The 18,444-nt window shown below is 54.2% G+C and carries 16 protein-coding genes; 9 read left to right on the top strand and 7 right to left on the bottom strand.

The genetic code is table 11. From position 1 onward, the window contains the following. Nucleotides 1-92 precede the first annotated feature (92 nt). Nucleotides 93-695: an NAD(P)H:quinone oxidoreductase gene (wrbA, locus tag HMPREF1028_RS09325; RefSeq protein ID WP_009312545.1), complete on the bottom strand. Its 603-nt coding sequence runs from the start codon at nucleotides 693-695 to the stop codon at nucleotides 93-95. Nucleotides 696-831: 136 nt separating this feature from the next. Between wrbA and HMPREF1028_RS09320 the strand changes: the two genes are divergently transcribed. Together HMPREF1028_RS09320 and HMPREF1028_RS09315 are read left to right on the top strand one after the other, a co-directional pair. Beyond that, nucleotides 832-2,055: a YihY family inner membrane protein gene (locus tag HMPREF1028_RS09320; protein ID WP_009312544.1), complete on the top strand. Its 1,224-nt coding sequence runs from the start codon at nucleotides 832-834 to the stop codon at nucleotides 2,053-2,055. A 96-nt stretch (nucleotides 2,056-2,151) separates the two neighbouring features. Further along, on the top strand, nucleotides 2,152-3,927 hold the full coding sequence (locus HMPREF1028_RS09315) for an extracellular solute-binding protein (protein ID WP_009312543.1): 1,776 nt from the start codon (nucleotides 2,152-2,154) through the stop codon (nucleotides 3,925-3,927). 228 nt (nucleotides 3,928-4,155) lie between these two features. Here HMPREF1028_RS09315 and HMPREF1028_RS09310 read toward each other — a convergent pair whose 3' ends face one another. Beyond that, nucleotides 4,156-6,063, bottom strand: coding sequence for a bifunctional anthranilate synthase component I family protein/class IV aminotransferase (locus HMPREF1028_RS09310; RefSeq protein ID WP_009312542.1), 1,908 nt, complete (start codon nucleotides 6,061-6,063; stop codon nucleotides 4,156-4,158). A 166-nt stretch (nucleotides 6,064-6,229) separates the two neighbouring features. On the opposite strand from HMPREF1028_RS09310, the gene ppk2 reads away from it, so the two are divergent. Then, nucleotides 6,230-7,159, top strand: coding sequence for a polyphosphate kinase 2 (ppk2, locus tag HMPREF1028_RS09305; protein WP_003766403.1), 930 nt, complete (start codon nucleotides 6,230-6,232; stop codon nucleotides 7,157-7,159). Between the two features lie 124 nt (nucleotides 7,160-7,283). On the opposite strand, the gene HMPREF1028_RS09300 is transcribed toward ppk2, so the two are convergent. The 3 genes from HMPREF1028_RS09300 to HMPREF1028_RS09285 form a co-directional block, all read right to left on the bottom strand. Further along, a complete protein-coding gene (locus HMPREF1028_RS09300) occupies nucleotides 7,284-8,252 on the bottom strand; it encodes an alpha/beta fold hydrolase (RefSeq protein WP_009312541.1) in 969 nt (322 codons plus the stop codon). Then, on the bottom strand, nucleotides 8,245-8,913 hold the full coding sequence (locus tag HMPREF1028_RS09295) for a phosphatase PAP2 family protein (protein WP_009312540.1): 669 nt from the start codon (nucleotides 8,911-8,913) through the stop codon (nucleotides 8,245-8,247). The genes HMPREF1028_RS09300 and HMPREF1028_RS09295 overlap by 8 nt, the downstream gene beginning before the upstream one ends. Before the next feature lie 587 nt (nucleotides 8,914-9,500). Further along, nucleotides 9,501-10,331: a glutathione synthetase gene (locus HMPREF1028_RS09285; protein WP_009312539.1), complete on the bottom strand. Its 831-nt coding sequence runs from the start codon at nucleotides 10,329-10,331 to the stop codon at nucleotides 9,501-9,503. Nucleotides 10,332-10,930: 599 nt separating this feature from the next. Here HMPREF1028_RS09285 and HMPREF1028_RS09280 point away from each other — a divergent pair. From HMPREF1028_RS09280 to HMPREF1028_RS09265, 4 genes are all read left to right on the top strand, one after another. Next, the gene (locus tag HMPREF1028_RS09280; RefSeq protein ID WP_009312538.1) at nucleotides 10,931-12,046 is read left to right on the top strand and encodes an ABC transporter substrate-binding protein; all 1,116 of its coding nucleotides are present in this window, start codon (nucleotides 10,931-10,933) and stop codon (nucleotides 12,044-12,046) included. 936 nt (nucleotides 12,047-12,982) lie between these two features. Beyond that, the gene (locus HMPREF1028_RS09275) at nucleotides 12,983-14,029 is read left to right on the top strand and encodes an iron ABC transporter permease (protein WP_009312537.1); all 1,047 of its coding nucleotides are present in this window, start codon (nucleotides 12,983-12,985) and stop codon (nucleotides 14,027-14,029) included. A gap of 10 nt (nucleotides 14,030-14,039) precedes the next feature. Further along, on the top strand, nucleotides 14,040-14,807 hold the full coding sequence (locus tag HMPREF1028_RS09270; protein ID WP_009312536.1) for an ABC transporter ATP-binding protein: 768 nt from the start codon (nucleotides 14,040-14,042) through the stop codon (nucleotides 14,805-14,807). 232 nt (nucleotides 14,808-15,039) lie between these two features. Continuing rightward, entirely contained in the window at nucleotides 15,040-15,471 is a 432-nt protein-coding gene (locus tag HMPREF1028_RS09265; protein ID WP_003743313.1) for a plastocyanin/azurin family copper-binding protein, read from the top strand. Nucleotides 15,472-15,546: 75 nt separating this feature from the next. On the opposite strand, the gene HMPREF1028_RS09260 is transcribed toward HMPREF1028_RS09265, so the two are convergent. After that, complete coding sequence (locus HMPREF1028_RS09260) at nucleotides 15,547-16,443, bottom strand: LysR family transcriptional regulator (RefSeq protein ID WP_003743316.1); 897 nt, start codon at nucleotides 16,441-16,443, stop codon at nucleotides 15,547-15,549. 123 nt (nucleotides 16,444-16,566) lie between these two features. On the opposite strand from HMPREF1028_RS09260, the gene HMPREF1028_RS09255 reads away from it, so the two are divergent. Both HMPREF1028_RS09255 and HMPREF1028_RS09250 read left to right on the top strand, forming a co-directional pair. Continuing rightward, nucleotides 16,567-16,968, top strand: a complete 402-nt coding sequence (locus HMPREF1028_RS09255; protein ID WP_009312535.1) for a DoxX family protein — start codon at nucleotides 16,567-16,569, stop codon at nucleotides 16,966-16,968. Nucleotides 16,969-17,224: 256 nt separating this feature from the next. After that, nucleotides 17,225-17,830, top strand: a complete 606-nt coding sequence (locus HMPREF1028_RS09250) for a nitroreductase family protein (protein ID WP_003779562.1) — start codon at nucleotides 17,225-17,227, stop codon at nucleotides 17,828-17,830. A 380-nt stretch (nucleotides 17,831-18,210) separates the two neighbouring features. Here HMPREF1028_RS09250 and HMPREF1028_RS09245 read toward each other — a convergent pair. Continuing rightward, nucleotides 18,211-18,444: IS5/IS1182 family transposase (locus HMPREF1028_RS09245; RefSeq protein WP_009312534.1), on the bottom strand; the 234-nt coding region annotated here is incomplete at its 5' end.

The following is an 18,444-nucleotide window of genomic DNA, read 5'->3' as shown; positions in this document are numbered from 1 at the left end:
GGATGTTGATAAAAGGTCGTCTGAAAACTTGGAAATCAGGTTTTCAGACGACCTTTTAGCTTTTGGCAGATTGGATTTCTAAACTGCCCGCTTTAAGCCAACTTGACGGCGAGTTCTGCCAGCCGTTTGCCTTGTGCGAAGGCGATGTCGTTTTCTTCGGCGGTCAGGACGGGTTTGCCGTCGTGTCCGGCGACGTGGGATGCGCCGTAGGGGGTGCCGCCGCTTTGGGTGTTGCCGAGGGCGGATTCGGTGTAGGGGATGCCGCTGATGATCATGCCGTGGTGCAGGAGGGGGAGCATCATGGTGAGGAGGGTGGTTTCTTGTCCGCCGTGTTGGGAGGAGGTGCTGGTGAAGACGGTGGCGGGTTTGCCGGCGAGTTCTGCGCCGAGCCATAGGGGGATGGTGCCGTCGATGAAGTATTTCATGGCGGCCGCCATGTTGCCGAAGCGGGTGGGGCTGCCTAGGGCGAGGGCGGCGCAGGTTTTGAGGTCTTCGGCGGTGGCGTAGGGCGCGCCGCTGTCGGGGATGTCTTTTTCGACGGCTTCGCAGACGGTGGAGACTTTGGGGACGGTGCGCAATACGGCTTCGCAGCCTGCGACGCTTTCGATGCCGCGTGCGATTTGGCGGGCGAGGTTGAGGGTGCTGCCGTTTTGGGAGTAGTAGAGAACGAGGATTTTGAGGGGATTTGGGTTCATTTGGGTATTCCGTTACAATGGGGTTGGTGGGAAATAGGTGTTAATTTCGCTGAGGCTGTGTTTTCAGACGACGTGGGGTATGCTCCGGGCGTTTTCTGTTTTTTATTTTCAATTCGTTATTTTTTCGGGAAAGATTATGCCGTTTTTGAAATGGTGGCAAGGTTTGTCGGACAGTAAGGCATTTGCGTTTGCGTGGTTTGTGGTCCGGCGTTTCGATGAGGAGCGTGTGCCGCAGGCTGCGGCGAGTATGACGTTTACGACGCTTCTGGCTTTGGTGCCGGTATTGACGGTGATGGTGGCGGTCGCTTCGATTTTTCCTGTGTTCGACCGTTGGTCGGATTCTTTTGTTTCGTTCGTCAATCAGACTATTGTGCCGCAGGGTGCGGACATGGTGTTTGATTATATCAATGCGTTTCGCAATCAGGCGGGGAAGTTGACGGCGATTGGCAGTGTGATGCTGGTGGTGACGTCGCTGATGCTGATTCGGACGATTGATAATGCGTTCAACCGGATTTGGCGGGTCAATTCGCAGCGGCCTTGGATGATGCAGTTTTTGGTGTATTGGGCGTTGCTGACGTTTGGGCCGTTGTCTTTGGGCGTGGGGATTTCTTTTATGGTCGGGTCAGTGCAGGAATCTGCGTTGGCTTCGTCTCAATGGATGGGGGTGTTGCGGACGGCGGGGACGCTGTTTTTTGCAACGCTTTTGTTATGGGGCCTGTATCGTTTCGTACCCAACCGCTTTGTGCCTGCACGACATGCGTTCATAGGGGCTTTGATTACGGCGTTTTGCTTGGAGACGGCGCGTTTCCTGTTTGCTTGGTATATGGGCAATTTCGACGGCTACCGCTCGATTTACGGTGCGTTTGCCGCTGTGCCGTTTTTTTTGGCGTGGCTGAATTTGTTGTGGACGCTGGTGTTGGGCGGCGCGGTGCTGACTTCGTCGCTGTCTTATTGGCAGGGTGACGCGTTCCGCAGGGGCTTCGATTCGCGCGGGCGGTTTGACGATGTGTTGAAAATCCTGCTGCTTTTGGATGCGGCGCAAAAAGAGGGCAAAGCCTTGCCTGTTCAGGAGTTCAGACGGCATATCAATATGGGCTACGATGAGTTGGGCGAGCTTCTGGAAAAGCTGGCGCGGCACGGCTATATCTACAACGGCCGTCAGGGCTGGGTGTTGAAAACTGGCGCAGACTCCATCGAACTGGACGAACTCTTCAAGCTCTTCGTTTACCGCCCGTCGCCTGTGGAAAGGGATCATGTGAACCAAGCTGTCGATGCGGTGATGACGCCGTGTTTGCAGACTTTGAACATGACGCTGGCGGAGTTTGACGCTCAGGCGAAAAACCGGCAGCAGCCTTCTTGATTATGTTTTGAAACGGATAAAAGGTCGTCTGAAAACGGTTTTCAGACGACCTTTTGCTATAATCGGGCTTCATCGTCCCGTTCGGTTTGAAACCTTATGAAAACCCTCGTCCTCCTCCTGCTTTCCTTCTCCACTGCCACCGCTTTTGCCGCATACGGTTTAGGTTTGGGGCAGGAGCCGAAATATCCCGCCGACTTTCGCGCCTACGAATACGTCAATCCCGACGCGCCAAAAGGCGGTGTGTTTTCCCTGCCGATGCAGGGCGGCTTTGATACGTTCAACCCGTTTACCCTCAAAGGCGACAAAGAAGCCGGCGTCCTCAATCTGACCGTGGACATGCTTACGGACAACAGTTGGGACGAACCTTTCTCCATGTACGGACTGCTGGCGGAAGACTTTTCACTTGCCGAAGACGGGCTGTCGGCAACATTCAGGCTCAACCCGAAAGCCAAATTCCACAACGGCGATCCCGTCCTTGCCAAAGACGTAGCCGCCTCCTTCCGCCTGCTTACCCAAGACAAAGCTGCCAATCCCTTCTACCGCATATACTGGAGCGACGTAGCCAAAGTCGAAACGCCCGACGACAGGACAGTCGTTTTCCGCTTCAAACAGCGCAATGCCGAATTACACATGGCATTAGGGCAACTGCCTGTGTTTTCTCATAAAAGCTATCCCGAAGGGCTGGAAAAAGGCGCAAACAAAATGCCCATCGGCTCCGGCCCCTACCGCTTCGTCAAAGCAGACATCGGGCGCATGAGCGAATACGCGCGCGACAAAAACTACTGGGCGCAAAACCTGCCGACCCGCAAAGGCAGATATAATTTCGACACCGTCCGCTTCAAATATTTCAAAGACAACAGCGTCCGCCTCGAAGGCCTCAAAGCCGGACAATACGACTTCGTTTACGAAAATATCGCCCGAAACTGGGCGCGGGGCTATTCCGACGAAATGCTCGCCAAACGCGGCATGGGCAAACACGAATGGATACAGAAAAGCGATGCCGGCATGCAGGGCTTCGTCATGAACCTGCGCCGCGCCCCGTTCGACAACATCCTCGTGCGGCAGGCGATGGTCGAGAGTTTCGACTTTGAAAGCATCAACGCGCGCATTTTCTACGGCGCATACCGCCGCAGCAACAGCTTCTTCACCAACAGCGAGATGGCGGCGACAGGCAAACCGCAAGGCGCGGAACTGAAACTGCTCCAGTCCCTCGGCAACACCCTCGATCCCGCCGTCCTGAACCAACCCGTCCCCGAGCCGCCCCAAACCGACCCGAAAACAGGCATACGCCCCAACCTGCTCAAAGCCCGCGCCCTCTTGGAAAAAGCAGGCTACCGCTATAAAAACGGCAAACTGACCGACAGCCAAGGCAAACCCCTGACCTTCGAGTTCCTGACCGCCTCCAAAACCTACGAACGCATTACCGCCAAATGGCAACGCGACCTCGCCAAAATCGGCGTAACCATGAACATCCGCGTTACCGACCCCGCCTTATACCAAAGGCGGCTCAACGATTTCGACTTCGACATGACCATTACCGTCTATGCCAACAGCGAAAGCCCCGGCAACGAACAATACGATTATTTCGGCTGCGAAGCCGCCAAAATCCCCGGCAGCCGAAACCTCGCCGGCGTGTGCCGCCCCGAAGTCGAAAAACTGCTCAAACATTTCGGCAGCTTCACCAACCGCGAAGAGCTGAAAACCACCTCCCGGGCACTAGACCGCACCATCCGCCACCAATACATCATCGTCCCCGCCTGGTACGCCGACCGCTACCGCGTCGTTTACCGCAACAACCTCGGCATCCCGCAACAACTGCCGAAATATTACGACCCGGTATTTTTTTCGCTGAGTAGCGGGTGGTGGAAATAGGAGGGGCAATCCGTAGCGTGGACTTTGCCCGCGAGATGAAAGCAGGTTCGACTGTTGTCTTGGATTATTGAATGATAGATTTCGTGGGCGAAGCCCACGCTACCTAAGTTGTATGGATTGAATAAAAGGTCGTCTGAAAACAAGCGTGAACGAGTTTCTCTAAAACTCAAATCTCAAAGTTTTCAGACGACCCTTTTGCTTAGTTCACTTTATCCGTTGTCCAACCAATCAACTTTTCACCCACTCCGCCCGAAACACGCCCCTTAAGGCGTTGGAGAGGCGGATTTCTTCGGCGTGTTCCAGCATGGCGCGGGTGATGTGCGTTTCGATGACTGCGTCCGTGCACAAGTAGGTTTGCGGCTGCTGCAAGACGGCTTGGCGCATGACGCCGTTGAGGATGTCCAAATCCAGAGACGGGGTGAGCCATTGACCTTGGTATTTGACGAACACGTTGCTTCTGCCGCCTTCAAGCAGGAGGTCGTCTGAATTGAAAAACAGGCTGTCGAACGCGCCTTGTGTTTCGGCGGTTCGCCACGCTTGGTCGTACAGGGCGCGGCGGGTGGTTTTGAAGCGGCGCAGGTAGTCGCGGCGCGGGAGGGTTTGCGGGGCGGGGATGACGCGCTGCGGGGCGGACAGCTCGGCGGTGGCGGCATGGCTGAGGATGAGGCCGTCTGAAACGAGTTCGGCTTTCAGGCGGAAGAGGCCGTCGGGCAGTTTGGCGATGTATTGTCGGATTCGGGTTTCGCCATCATCGGGCAGGGGCAGGTTGAGGGCTTGGGCGGAGGTTTTCAGACGGCCTAAATGCAGGTCGAGCAGGCGGCATTGCCTGTTTTCCACGCGCATGGTTTCGAAGATGCCGAAGGCGGGGCGCAATTCGTTGAGGAAACGGGCTTTCCAGCCGCATTCCCGATATTCGGCGGCGGGGTCGCTGTCGATGACGATGCCGGAACCGACGCCGTACACCCCTTGATAGAGTGGATGAACTTGAAACCGATACGGCGTTTCCCCGTCTTGCCGTGTCTGCGGCTTCGTCGCCTTGTCCTGATTTGTTAATCCACTATCTAGGTCGTCTGAAAATGGAAGGTCGTCTGAAATCAGGTCTGAAACGGGTTTGAGCGATAAGGTGCGGATAACGACGTTGAATATGCCTTCAAATCCCAGTCCGCCCGCGCAGGGTTTCAGGTAGCCGATGCTGCCGGTGTACAGGCCGCGCGGTTCGGCTTCGAGCGATTCGATAATCTGCATGCTCATGCGTTTGGGTGCGCCGGTGATGCTGCCGCAGGGGAAGGCGGCGCGGAGGATGTCGGCGGCGGTAATGTTCGGCAGGGCTTGGGCTTGGATGGTGCTGGTCATCTGCCAGACGCTGCCGAAACGGGATACTTTAAACGGCTCGGGCACGCATACTTTGCCGGTTTGGGCGATTTTGCCGAGGTCGTTGCGCAGCAAATCGACAATCATCACGTTTTCGGCGCGGTTTTTCGGGTCGGCTTGCAACTCGGCAGCGCGGCGTTCGTCTTGCCCGTCGCCCAAAATCGGCGCGGTGCCTTTCATCGGTTCGGTGCTGATGGTGCCGTCCGCACCGATTTTGAGGAAGAGTTCGGGCGAGAAACACAGCGTCCACGCGGATTTCCCTGCCGCATCGGGCAGGTGGGACAAAACGGCATAGGGAACAGGCTGGCGCAGGCGGCGGTAGAGGCTGACAGGGTTGCCGTAGGCTTGCAGGTGCAGGCGGGTGGTGTAGTTGATTTGATAGGTGTCGCCGCGCCGGATGGCTTCGTGGATTTGGCGGATGTGGTCGAGGTAATCGGCTTCGGATACGGAGGATTGCGGCGTGGAAATGCCGGCGGGGAGGTCGTCTGAATGTTGGGCAAGCCAGCTTTCGGCATCGATGTCGGCGCAGTCGGCAAACCAGTGCAGGGCAAGGTTGCCGCCGCGTTCGGACTCAATCCCCATCAGCGGCAAACCGAATTCGTAGTCTGCAAACAACACAGCATGCAGCCCTTTTTGCCAGCCCTTTTGCAGCGCATCATTTAGCGAATCCAGTTCGTTATCATGGAAAAGGCGGCTTTCCACATGATTTTGATAGAGTTTTGCGCGGCCGCTTACGGCATCGTCAAACAGGGCGAAATAGGGCATGGCTGTGGTGCAAATAGCCTGATTATACGCCGTTTTTACACAAATTAGCAGACCGAGCCGAAAAAAATGGCGCAGTGTAATTTTATGTAGTCCGCTGAGGGGCAAAGGAGTAGAATCAAACCATACCACACCATATCATTTCAAACTTAATCAATAAGGAGACCCTATGGCAGATCATCAGTTAGAACCGTTCGAAAACGTTGAATTGGGCGAAAAGCAAGACCAGTTGCAAGTTTTCGAAAAAGCCGTTTTGGAACACGAAGGACGCGGTACGGACGAAGATTCCGGCAGCGCACCGCTTCCCGCCAATTACCCCTACAAACAACGTATGCGCCGCGCCGCATACGAAAAAGAAAAACAAAAGCTGCAAATCGAATTGCTGAAAGTGCAAAGCTGGGTCAAAGACTCCGGCCAACGCATCGTCAGCCTGTTTGAGGGTCGCGACGCCGCAGGCAAGGGCGGTACCATCAAACGCTTTATGGAACATTTGAACCCGCGCGGCGCGCGCGTCGTCGCACTGGAAAAACCGACTACCACCGAACGCGGCCAATGGTATTTCCAACGCTACATCCAAAACCTGCCGACCGCAGGCGAAATGGTATTCTTCGACCGCTCATGGTACAACCGCGCCGGCGTAGAACGCGTGATGGGCTTCTGCGAACCTAACGAATACCTGCTCTTTATGCGCCAAACCCCTGAATTGGAACGCATGCTCGTCGCCAGCGGCATCCACCTCTTCAAATTCTGGTTCTCCGTATCCCGCGAAGAACAACTGCGCCGCTTCATCTCCCGCCGCGACGACCCCCTGAAACACTGGAAACTCTCCCCCGTGGACATCCAGTCGCTCGACCGCTGGGACGACTACACCGAAGCCAAAAACGCCATGTTCTTCCATACCCACACCGGCGACGCGCCTTGGGTCATCATCCGTTCCGACGACAAAAAACGCGCCCGCCTCAACTGTATCCGCTATTTCCTGCATCAGTTGGACTACCCGGGCAAAGACGTGAAAGCCATCGGCAAAGTGGACGAAAAAATCGTCCTCGTCCCCGATACGCGCTACAAAGAGAAAACCGTCGATATCGGTCACGACTGATTGAGCGGTTAGCCGTTTGAGCAGTAAAAAGGTCGTCTGAAAACCTGAAATATAGGTTTTCAGACGACCTTTTGTTTGTTTCAACCATTTATTTCAACGCAACGCCGACAGCCATTCGGGAACGCTATTCAAATTGTGCGAAATAAGACAATACGGTTTGCGGCAGCCATTGCAGGTTCAGACGACCCCCGTCGCGGCTGACGAAGCCGACGTGTCCGCCGTGTTCGGGCTGCAAAAGCGTGACGGACGGAGACACTTCGTCCGCATTCGGCAGGGCTTCGGGCGGCAGGAAGGGGTCGTTGACGGCGTTGAGCAGCAGCAAAGGAACGGCTACCGTTTTGAGCCAAGGTTTGCACGAGGCGCGGCGGTAATAGTCGAAACGGTCGGCAAAGCCGTGTAGCGGCGCGGTAAACGTATCGTCGAAGTCGCCCAGCGTTTTGCATTTTTTCAACAGGGTGGCGACATCGCGGTCGGGATGGGCATTCTGCAAATCGGCAACGTCGCGGGCTTTGGGCAGCAACGAGTTCAAAAAATAACGGGTATATAACAGGCGCGACATGCCTTTGTCGAAACGCGTACCCGCCAGCGTCGCATCGACCGGCGCGGAAACGGCGGCGGCGGCGCGGGGTAGCGCATTGCTGCCTTGTTCGCCCAAATATTTTGCCAAGGCATTGCCGCCGAGCGAAACGCCTGCCGCATAAATGATGGAATAACGAGCGGCAAGCGTGTCGAGCATAAAGGCGATTTCGGGCGTATCGCCCAAGTGGTAGAACACGGGCGCGGTATTGGAGATGCCGCCGCAACTACGGAAATGGGCGACCACGCCGTTCCAGCCTTTGTCTTGTACCGCGCGCATCAGTTCGACCGCGTAATGGCTGCGGCTGCTGCCTTCCAAGCCGTGAAACAAAACCACCAGCGGCGCGTCGGGATTCGGGCTGTCGACAAAATCGTAGGCAACTTGTGCTTTGCCGGTACTGTCGGGCAGCAACTCGCGCCGGTAAGCGGGGGAAGGGCGTTGCAGGAATTTGGCAAAGATGGTGTCGGCATGACCGTTGCGCAGCCAAAACGGCGTATTGGGCGATATATTATTCATAATCTGAAGATATTTGGGAGACGGCAGGGTCGTCTGAAAGATAGCGGCCCCTGAACACGAAATAATAAACCAACAACGCAGTCAGCGTGCCGTTTGTCCAGCCCGCCCAAACGTCGGTCGGGTAATGCACACCCAAATAAACACGCGAAAAGCCGGTACTCAGGGCAAAGGTAATGCCGATCAGCCACGCGACACGCCGATAGGGCGTCTCGTTGCACAACATAATCATCATAACGGCGATGGCGGCGGAAAAGGTGCTGTGTCCGCTGGGAAACGAAAAATTAGTCTCTTCAATCATGCGCGGCCAAAACAGCGGCCGCGGCCGCTCGAACCAATCTTTAATCAACAGCATATTCAGCGTCGGTATCAAGGCGGCACTCACGCAAAACAACGCACCGCGACGGTTGCCGGCACGATACAGCCACCATGCCGCGATGCCGATTAAAGGTACGGCGATGGCGGTTTTGCCCAAATAATGCAAAACAGTGGCAATAGGGAAAAAGCCTTCGCCGATGTTATGGTGGACCCACATCATCAAAGGTTTTTCAAATTCAAAACCGCCGTGCGTGTGCAAACGGACGGCAATCAACACCGCCAAAGGCAAAAATACCACACAGGCTATGAGCGCCACGCGGCGGAAACGGATATGAAAATTGTGCATAAATCAAATAAAAATAGAGATTTGGAAAAGTTTTCCTGTTAATGAGCCATGTTTGATAAAAAACATCCGAAAGTGATAGTGCTTTTTATTGATTGTTGATAATTATTGCCTTTTTCTTACTGATAAATTAGGTAAATACACAAAGTAACTATTCTGACAATGCTATTCTAAGCGCCCGGCAAAGCGGTTCAATATAGTGGATTAACTTTAAATCAGGACAAGGCGAGGCAACGCCGTACCGGTTTAAAGTTAATCCACTATAAAAGGGTATCCGCGTAAAGCCGCCAACTGCCTTACGGTATGCCATGATACCGAACGGCAGTATCAATAATAAACACAACAGCAAACATTTCGGAGGCTATATGTCAATTTTGTTTTTAAATCTAATCATGATCATCAGTTTGGTATCCATCGTCGCACTCGCCGCAGTCTGGATGGGGGAGCCCAAATTGTAATACCGATCAAAGGTTGACTGCCGAACGCAGTCGGTTTTCTAAAAAGGTCGTCTGAAAACAAGCATAGCACGGTTTAAAACCCGCTACCTTTGTTTTCAGACGACCTTTTTTGCATGAGTCCTTTATTTGTCGTCAACCCGCGATAACGCGCTTTACTGCCTGCACCATATCGGCAACCGCGTTTTCAGCGGTATGCAGGTAAAGGGCGGGTTCGACGAGTTCCAATTCGTTGAGCAGTAATCTTTCGCCGATCAGCGTCCCGTCTATGCGGGCGTATGCCGGTATTTCAGGCAGCATGTCCAATATCTGCCGTGCGGTTTCGACTGCTTTTTCCGGCGGCGCGGCAGGGCTGACGGCGACTCCGTAGGCGGAATTGGCGCGCCATTCGCCTTGGGGCGGCATACGCAGTACGGCATGGCTGAATTGCCCGTCCAAAAACACCAGCGAGGTTTCGCCCGCCGTTTCGATTTCGCGGATATAAGGCTGGACGATGACGCCTTGCGGATAATCCTCCGCCTTCAACGACACTTCTCCCGCCCTGATTTTCGCCACGCCGCGCCCGCTCTGCCCGATAACGGGTTTGACGACCGCTTCCCGCCAGCCCCGATTTTTTAAAATGTCTTCCAATTTTTCTTTTTCAGACGACGTCTGCATGCTCGGAATCACGTCCGCCCCCCATTCTGCCAAATCGCACAAATAACGTTTGTCCATGTTCCAACGCATCAGTCCAACGGGGTTGATAAACCTTTGCCCGCACGCTTCCGCTTCGGTCAGCCACTGCCCAAACGTTTCAGGCTCCGCCGCATAATCCCATGCGCACAAAGGCAGGATGAAGGCGGATTTCGGGCGGTTTTGCCAGGGCGCGAAGGCGGTGGGGATGTTGTCGCGCGTCAGTGCGTCCGCCAACGGCAGCAGGTTGGACGGCGGCTCGGGGTAGGTGAGGCAGGTGGTAATGGTTAGCATGGCGGACTTTCGAAAAATGAAATGGCAGAATATTGACAAGGGGTTATGTCTTTGTTTGATGTTTCAGACGACCTTTTATAGTGGATTAACTTTAAACCGGTACGGCGTTGCCTCGCCTTAGCTCAAAGAGAACGATTCTCTAAGGTGCTGAAGCACCAAGTGAATCGGTTCCGTACTATCTGTATTGTCTGTGGCTTCGTCGCCTTGTCCTGATTTAAAGTTAATCCGAGACCTTTGCAATAATATAGGTTACTAAAATTTTATGCTCAATCTCATTTTCAAAATGTAAAACCTTGCTGATTTTTCCTACTTTTTGCTCAATATTAGGAAGGTTTTAGTCAATTGAAATTTTTTGGCGCATTTTTATGCGTCAAATTTCGTTAACAGACTATTTTTGCAAAGGTCTCAATCCACTATATCGGGCAAACGGCAGGCGTTGTTTAAACAATAAACACCATCACGTTTGCAATAAAAACTTCCCTGAATAACGGAACTTTTCCGTTTATTTTAAATCCATTAGGCTCGCATTAAAAATAAGAAAGATTCTTATTCATATCTAAATCAGATATAACATTATTTATTAAAAGGATTTTACTCTAATGAAACTGTCGCGCTTCTCCTCCCTTGCCCTCGCCGCCGCATTGGCATTCGGCACTGCCGTCGTCCATGCCAAACCGGTTCAGATTACCGATGTCAACGGCCGCAAAGTAACCGTCGACCTGCCCGCCAAACGCGTGGTTTTGGGCTTTTATTATCAAGACTACATGGCCATCGGCGGTAAAGACGCGCTGAATAATGTGGTCGGCTTCTCCAAAGCGGTTTGGGCCGACTGGGCGCCGCCGAGCTGGGCAGCATTCAGTAAAGCCGTGCCCAAGTTGAACCAGCTTGCCGACGTGGGCGAGGTGGAAGTCGGCACGTTCTCCGTTGAAAAAGTATTGGCATTGAAACCCGATTTGCTGATTTTGGCGGACTGGCAGTACAAGGCTCTGGGTTCAGACCTTGCCCGAATCAACAAAGCGGGCATTCCGATTGTGGTGTTGGACTACAACGCGCAAACGGTCGCCAAACACATTCAATCGACCAAGCTTATCGGCACGCTGACCGGCCAGCAGCAAAAGGCGGACAAGCTGGCGGCGGACTACAAACGCATCGCCGACACCATCCAAGCGCGCGTGAAAAAAGCCAACCTGCCCAAGCCTAAAGTGTATGTCGAGTTCGGCAACAAAGGCCCTGCGGAACACAGCGTCACCTTCGGCAAGAGTATGTGGGGTTCGATGGCGACACTGGTCGGCGGCAACAATATCGCCGCTTCTTCGGTCGAGTTCTACGGCCCGATCAATCCTGAAAAAGTCCTCGCCGCCAAACCCGACGTCATCGTAATTACCGGCCGCGAAACCGAATTGAAGAAAAGCCCGACCGCCATGGTGATGGGCTGGGGCATTCCGAAAGCCGAAGCGGAAAAACGCTTGGCCGGTTTTGCCAAACGCGCCGGCTGGGCGAACCTGCCTGCGATTAAAAACAACCGCCTCTATGCCGCCTACCACGCCAACTCGCGCACGCTTTCCGACGGCGCATCGATTCAATTTATGGCCAAAGCGATTTATCCGCAGTTGTTCAAAGACTTCAATCCTGAAAAGACTTATACCGACTTCTACCGCCAAAACCTGCCGGTTGTACCAAACGGTACGTTCTACCTGTATCCGAAAGGGCAATAAGGCTGGTTTGCTGATTTCAGACGACCTTTTTATACGAAAGGTCGTCTGAAAGTAGCGTGGGCTTTGCCGATGGATGATGTTTGCGGAAATGATGGCGAACGGTATGAGGTTTCCTGTTTTCGTGGGCAAAGCCCACGCTACGAATTTCCTTCGTATCGAGCGGGGAGTGCCAGGTGGGTTTGACTGTTTTTGGCCCTCTCCCTAACCCTCTCCCACGGGGAGAGGGGATCAGATAACTAAAGTCCGACCATTGTTGTGATTCCCTATAATTTGCTCCCTCTTTTATGGGGATTAGCATTTGCAGAAATGATGGCGAATGGTATGGAGTTCTCTGTTTTTCGCGGGCGAAGCCCACGCTACGAATTCCTGTTGTGCCGAGTGGTACGTTTTACCTGTATCCGAAAAGGCTGTAAGGCTGAATTGTGGGTTTCAGACGACCTATTTATGCGAAAGGTCGTCTGAAAGCAGCATGGGTTTTGTATAGAACCGTAGCGTGGGCTTTGCCACGGATAACGTTTGCGGAAATGATGGCGAACGGTATGAGGTTTCCTGTTTTCGTGGGCAAAGCCCACGCTACGAATTTCCTTCGTATCGAACGGGGAGTGTCAGGTGTGGTTGACTGTTTTTGCCCTCTCCCTAACCCTCTCCCACGGGGAGAGGGGATCAGATAACTGAAGTCCGACCATTGTTGTGATTCCCTACAATTTGCTCCCTCTCTCACGGAGAGGGGGAATCGGATGACTGAAATCCGACCATTGTTGTGATTCCCTGCCATTTGTTCCCTCTCCCCGTGGGAGAGGGCTAGGGAGAGGGCAAAGCCGTTTGGAATGCCGTTATCCCGATTTTCAAAAAACACCCTTTCAAAACGGATACAGACAAAAGAGATTTTCGGGCATGGATGTCCGATCTTGTTCCCTAATTTCAAAGGCTTAAAAAATGAATGATTCGGTTGTCGCCGAGATTGTGAGGAACCAGCGCAGGCTAGAAGGCAAGCGTTGGTTGATTGTTTTGATGTTTTTAATCATCGCGGCGGTCAGCTTCTTATTCGACATCGCCACCGGCCCGGCGATGACGGACACGCTGCCTGTCGGCGAAGTGGTCAATGTTTTGCTGGGCAAACCCGAAGTCGATGAAATGAACCGCCTGATTGTGATGGATTTGCGCCTGCCGATTGCGGTGATGGCGTTGGTGGTCGGTGCGGCTTTGGGTGTCGGCGGGGCGGAGATTCAGACGCTGTTGAACAATCCGATGGCCAGCCCTTATACGCTGGGTTTGGCGGCGGCGGCGGGTTTGGGCGCGTCGGTGGTGATTGCGTTCGGCGGTTTCGGGCTGCCTGAAACGGTTGCCGTCCCCATCGGCGCGTTTGTGATGACCATGCTGGCTTCGGGCATTTTGTTTCTGTTTGCCTCGGCGCGCCGCTTCAATTCGGCGATGCTGGTGTTGGTTGGGATTGCGCTTTTGTTTCTGTTCCAGTCGATTCTGTCGCTGATTCAGTTTATCGCCGCGCCTGAGATTTCGCAGCAGATTCTGTTTTGGCTATTCGGCAGCCTGACCAAGGCGACTTGGGAGACGGTGGCGGTTACGGCGGCCGTTACCGCAGTGTGCGTGCTGTTGCTTTCGCGCGATGTGTGGAAGCTGACCGCGCTGCGCTTGGGCGAAGAACGCGCCGTCGGGCTGGGCATCAATCTGCAACTTTTGCGCCTGAAAACGCTGGTATTGGTGGCGGTGATGACGGCAACGGCCATCAGTTTCGTTGGCGTGATCGGCTTTATTGGACTGGTCGCGCCGCATGTGGCGCGGATTCTTTTGGGCGAAGACCAGCGTTTCTTCCTGCCCGGCGCGATGCTGGCGGGGGCGGCGTTTTTGTCGGTCGCCAGCGTGTTGTCCAAGGTGATTATCCCCGGCGCGCTGTTTCCGGTGGGCATCGTTACGTCGTTTGTCGGCGTGCCGTTCTTCTTCTGGATTGTGTTAACGAAACGGTAGGTCGTCTGAAATGTTGAAACTTGAAAACGTCCATATCCGGCGCGGCGATTATGTGGTTGCCGACAGTATCGATTTGACGCTGGAACAAAGCAAAGTCTATTCCGTGCTCGGCCCGAACGGCACGGGCAAATCCTCGCTGATGAAAACGATTTTCGGCGAAGTGGCGCACAAAGGCATCATCCGCTACGGCGACGAAGTGTTGAGCAAAATCCACCTGCAAAGCTGGCGCAAACGCATAGGCTATATGCCGCAGGACACCGCCGCCGAAGCCTCGCTGACCGCACTGGAAGTCGTGCTGCTCGGCCGCATGGACGCGCTGCACATGCACGTCGGCGACGAACTGCTGCACGAAGCCGCAAGTATCATGGCGGAGCTGGGCATCGGCCATCTGGCGCACCGCGACGTCATGCGGCTTTCCGGCGGACAGCGACAGCTCGTCATGTTTGCCCAAGTCATGCTGCGCCGCCCCGAAATCCTGATGCTGGACGAACCGGTCAGCGCACTGGATATGCACCACCAGTTGAACCTCTTGGAGCGTGTGGTGCAATACACGCACGAACACAATCTGGTTACGCTGATGGTGTTGCACGATTTGAGCCTCGCCGCGCAGTTTTCAGACGGCGTGATTCTGCTCGGCGAAGGCAAAGTACAGGCGCAGGGCGCGCCGCAGGACGTGTTACAGGCGGACATGATAGGCAGGCTGTACAAAGTGGACATCGAACTTTTGTACGACAGCAAAGGCCTGCCCGTTATCCGCCCGATGCGGCAGAGTGCGTAACTTAACCGCCGTCGTCATTCCAATGGATTCCCACCTGCGCGGGAATGACGACGGTTGACAATCAACAATCCGCTCCTGAAATGTCGGATTTGAGCATCCGGCCTGCGGACTCCCTGCAACTTATCCCCTCTCCCGCGGGAGAGGGTTAGGGAGAGGGCGGTAAGCCCAAGGCTTACCTCTCCGACTCATCAGCCCGCCCCATATTTATTTATCCTTAGAAAGGACTCCCTCCATGAAAAAATCCCTCTTCCTCCTCATGCTGACTGCTTCCCTCGGCGCATACGCCGCCAACCACGAAGTCAAAATGCTCGACAACGGCAAAGACGGCAGCATGGTGTTCGAACCCGGCTACGTCAACGCCAAAGTCGGCGACACCGTAACCTTCAAAGCCGCTAACAAAGGCCACTGGGTGCAAAGCAAAGCCCTGCCCGACGGCGTTGCCGACTTCCTCTCCGAAGACGGCAAAGACTTCACCCTCAAACTCGACAAAGAAGGCGTGTACGTCTATACCTGCCCGCCGCACCGCATGATGAACATGAGCGGCGTGATTCAGGTCGGCAAACCGGTGAACAAAGCCAAAGCGCAAGCCGTCGTGGACGAACTGGAAAACCGCGCCATGCAGAGCAAGGGTCGTCTGAAAAAATACATGCAGCAGGTTAAATAAACCGCCGCACAAACAAAAGGTCGTCTGAAACCGTTTCCCGTTTTCAGACGACCTCTTTAGTTTTAGACGATGACCTCATTCCCCTTCCGCCGAAATCTTCTCGTTCAGGAAATCGATAAAACTGCGCACCTTCGCGCTCAAAAACGCCCTGTCCACATAAACCGCGTTTAATTGCTCGGTCCGCACCCGATATTCCGGCAGCAGGCTGACCAACCTGCCTTCCTTCAAATCCTGTCTGGCGGACCACAACGGCTGATAGGCGATGCCCGCGCCCGCCCTGACCAATTCGCGTATCATCAGCGTATTGTCGCTTTGAATCACCGGATTGAGCGTCAGAATACTTTTTTCGCCCGTTTCCCGATGCGTGATTTCCAAATTGCGCTGGTCGGTGTAGGTCGGCAGGATGGCGGGATGGCGCATGACCTCTTCGGGCGTTTGCGGTTTGCCGTGTTTCGCCAGATATTCGGGCGAGGCAAGCAGGACGAATTGGATTTGCGCCAGCGGCTTGACGATAAGCGAGGGTGACAAGGTTTTTGCCACGCGCAAGGCGAGGTCGAAGCCTTCGGCAATCAAATCGACGTGGCGGTTGTCGAGCACCAGATCGAGCGTGACTTCGGGATAGCGTTCGCGGTATTCCGCCAGCCAAGTGCCGATTAAATTGCCCGCAAACCAAAGCGGCATGGTTACGCGCAACATGCCCTGCGGCGTGTCCGCCCCGCCTGCCGCCTTTTGCGCGGCGGTGTCGAGTGTGTCGAGCGCGTAGCTGCATTGGCGGTAGTATTCTTCGCCCGCTTCGGTCAGGTGGAGGTTGCGGCTGTTGCGGTGCAGCAGTTTGGCCTTAATCGAATTTTCCAGATGGCTGACGTGTTTGCTCGCCATCGCGGTGGAAATATCAAGCTGCTCGGCGGCGCGGGTGAAGCTGCCGCTTTGGACGACTTGGCGGAAAACTTTGAGGCTGAACAGGGTATCCATGTTTTCTTTTAGGGAAACGTTGTATCAATAAAAGAAGTATATATCTACCGGCAGTAATTATCTATACTGCACAGATAAGATTAGTTTTCATTTAACCCCCGCATTTTTGATAAGGAGAACCCCATGTCTGCAACCTGCGCCCGTATCCAACCTATTTTATTGTCCGTTTTGCGTATCGTAACCGCCTACCTCTTCCTCCTGCACGGTACGTCGAAATTCTTCGGCTTCCCGACATCCATGGGCAGCGGCTCGCCCGAAGGCTTGATGTTGGTGGCAGGCATTTTGGAAATCGCCGGCGGCATCCTGTTGATTCTCGGACTGTTCACCCGTCCCGCCGCCTTCATCCTGTCCGGTCAGATGGCGGCTGCCTATTTCATGGCACACGCCTCCCAAGGTTCGGCGCTGTTCCCGCTTGCCAACGGCGGCGAATCGGCAGTATTGTTCTGCTTCGTGTTCCTCTATCTCGCAGCAGCCGGCGGCGGCTCATTGGCATTGGACAACCTGTTCGGCAAAAACAAATCCTGATAGGCCCAAAGGTCGTCTGAAAAGAAAACAAGTATAGTGGATTAACTTTAAATCAGGACAAGGCGACGAAGTCGCAGACAGTACAGATAGTACGGAACCGATTCACTTGGTGCTTCAGCACCTTAGAGAATCGTTCTCTTTGAGCTAAGGCGAGGCAACGCCGTACTGGTTTAAAGTTAATCCACTATAAAGCGGGTTTTGCGAATCCATTTCCAAACCCGCCAACCGATTAAACATCAATCAAAGGAAAAACAAAATGACTTATCAAACCTTGCAACAAGCGGCAGAAACCCGCCGTTCCATTTACGCGCTGAACAAAAACCTGCCCATCAGCAACGAAGAAATCAGCGAAATCGTCAAACACGCCGTTTTGCACACGCCTTCTTCCTTCAACTCGCAATCCACCCGCGTCGTCGTCCTTTTCGGCGAAGAACACGGCAAAGTGTGGCAATTTGTTGAAGACGCTTTGCGCGCCATCGTGCCTGCCGAACAATTCGAGCCGACCGCGCAAAAATTAAACCTGTTCAAAGCAGGCGCGGCGACCATTTTGTTCTTCGAAGACCAAAACGTCGTCAAAGGCCTGCAAGAGCAGTTCCCTTCTTATGCCGCCAACTTCCCCGTTTGGGCGGACCATGCGAACGCGATGACGCAATACGCCGTCTGGACAACGCTTGCCGCCGCCGGCGTGGGCGCGAACCTGCAACACTACAACCCGCTGCCCGACGCCGCCATCGCCAAAGAATGGAACCTGCCCGAAAGCTGGCTTTTGCGCGCGCAAATGGTTATCGGCGGCATCGAAGCGCCTGCCGGCGAAAAAGCCTTCGAGCCTGTGGAAAACCGTTTGAAAGTGTTCGGCGCATAATTGCCCGTCAAACAGAAAAAGGTCGTCTGAAAACCAATTTCGGTTTCAGACGACCTTTTGGTCAAATAGGCAAGGCTCAGGATAAACCAATCCGCAGTGTGGGCTTTGCCTGCGATTTTCCGCCCGAACATCCGAATCCAATCCTCCCTGTTCATCCGTGGGTAGAACCCACGCTGCGGGTGACCGGCGGTTTGGCGGATAGGGCAAAGCACAAAAGGTCGTCTGAAAAATTGAGACCTTTGCAAAATTCCTTTTCCCCCAACAGCCAAAACCCAAACACAGGTTTTCGGCTGTTTTCGCCCCCAATCACTCCTAATTTTACCCAAATACCCCCTTAATCCTCCCCGGATACCTCATACATAAGGCATCCGGGCCGCCTTTTAGGCGGCAACAGGCACACTTAGCCTGTTAGCCGCTTTCAACAGGTTCAAACACATCGCCTTCAGATGACTTTGCGCACTCACTTTACACAGACCAAAATAGGCTGCCCGGGCGTAGCGGAATTTACGGTGCAGCGTACCGAAGCTTTGTTCGACCACATAACGGGTCTTCGATAAATATCGGTTGCGTTTGGTTTGCGCTTCCGTCAGCGGACGGTTGCAGTGGGCTTTGCG

This window comes from Neisseria sp. GT4A_CT1, assembly GCF_000227275.1.
Taxonomy (GTDB): domain Bacteria; phylum Pseudomonadota; class Gammaproteobacteria; order Burkholderiales; family Neisseriaceae; genus Neisseria.
This window is presented reverse-complemented; position numbering and strand designations above follow the sequence as displayed.

Bases quoted from the DNA above. Each gene is read 5' to 3' on its own strand.
- wrbA (WP_009312545.1), bottom strand. From the start codon at position 695: ATGAACCCAAATCCCCTCAAAATCCTCGTTCTCTACTACTCCCAAAAC.
- HMPREF1028_RS09320 (WP_009312544.1), top strand. From the start codon at position 832: ATGCCGTTTTTGAAATGGTGGCAAGGTTTGTCGGACAGTAAGGCATTT.
- HMPREF1028_RS09315 (WP_009312543.1), top strand. From the start codon at position 2,152: ATGAAAACCCTCGTCCTCCTCCTGCTTTCCTTCTCCACTGCCACCGCT.
- HMPREF1028_RS09310 (WP_009312542.1), bottom strand. From the start codon at position 6,063: ATGCCCTATTTCGCCCTGTTTGACGATGCCGTAAGCGGCCGCGCAAAA.
- ppk2 (WP_003766403.1), top strand. From the start codon at position 6,230: ATGGCAGATCATCAGTTAGAACCGTTCGAAAACGTTGAATTGGGCGAA.
- HMPREF1028_RS09300 (WP_009312541.1), bottom strand. From the start codon at position 8,252: ATGAATAATATATCGCCCAATACGCCGTTTTGGCTGCGCAACGGTCAT.
- HMPREF1028_RS09295 (WP_009312540.1), bottom strand. From the start codon at position 8,913: ATGCACAATTTTCATATCCGTTTCCGCCGCGTGGCGCTCATAGCCTGT.
- HMPREF1028_RS09285 (WP_009312539.1), bottom strand. From the start codon at position 10,331: ATGCTAACCATTACCACCTGCCTCACCTACCCCGAGCCGCCGTCCAAC.
- HMPREF1028_RS09280 (WP_009312538.1), top strand. From the start codon at position 10,931: ATGAAACTGTCGCGCTTCTCCTCCCTTGCCCTCGCCGCCGCATTGGCA.
- HMPREF1028_RS09275 (WP_009312537.1), top strand. From the start codon at position 12,983: ATGAATGATTCGGTTGTCGCCGAGATTGTGAGGAACCAGCGCAGGCTA.
- HMPREF1028_RS09270 (WP_009312536.1), top strand. From the start codon at position 14,040: ATGTTGAAACTTGAAAACGTCCATATCCGGCGCGGCGATTATGTGGTT.
- HMPREF1028_RS09265 (WP_003743313.1), top strand. From the start codon at position 15,040: ATGAAAAAATCCCTCTTCCTCCTCATGCTGACTGCTTCCCTCGGCGCA.
- HMPREF1028_RS09260 (WP_003743316.1), bottom strand. From the start codon at position 16,443: ATGGATACCCTGTTCAGCCTCAAAGTTTTCCGCCAAGTCGTCCAAAGC.
- HMPREF1028_RS09255 (WP_009312535.1), top strand. From the start codon at position 16,567: ATGTCTGCAACCTGCGCCCGTATCCAACCTATTTTATTGTCCGTTTTG.
- HMPREF1028_RS09250 (WP_003779562.1), top strand. From the start codon at position 17,225: ATGACTTATCAAACCTTGCAACAAGCGGCAGAAACCCGCCGTTCCATT.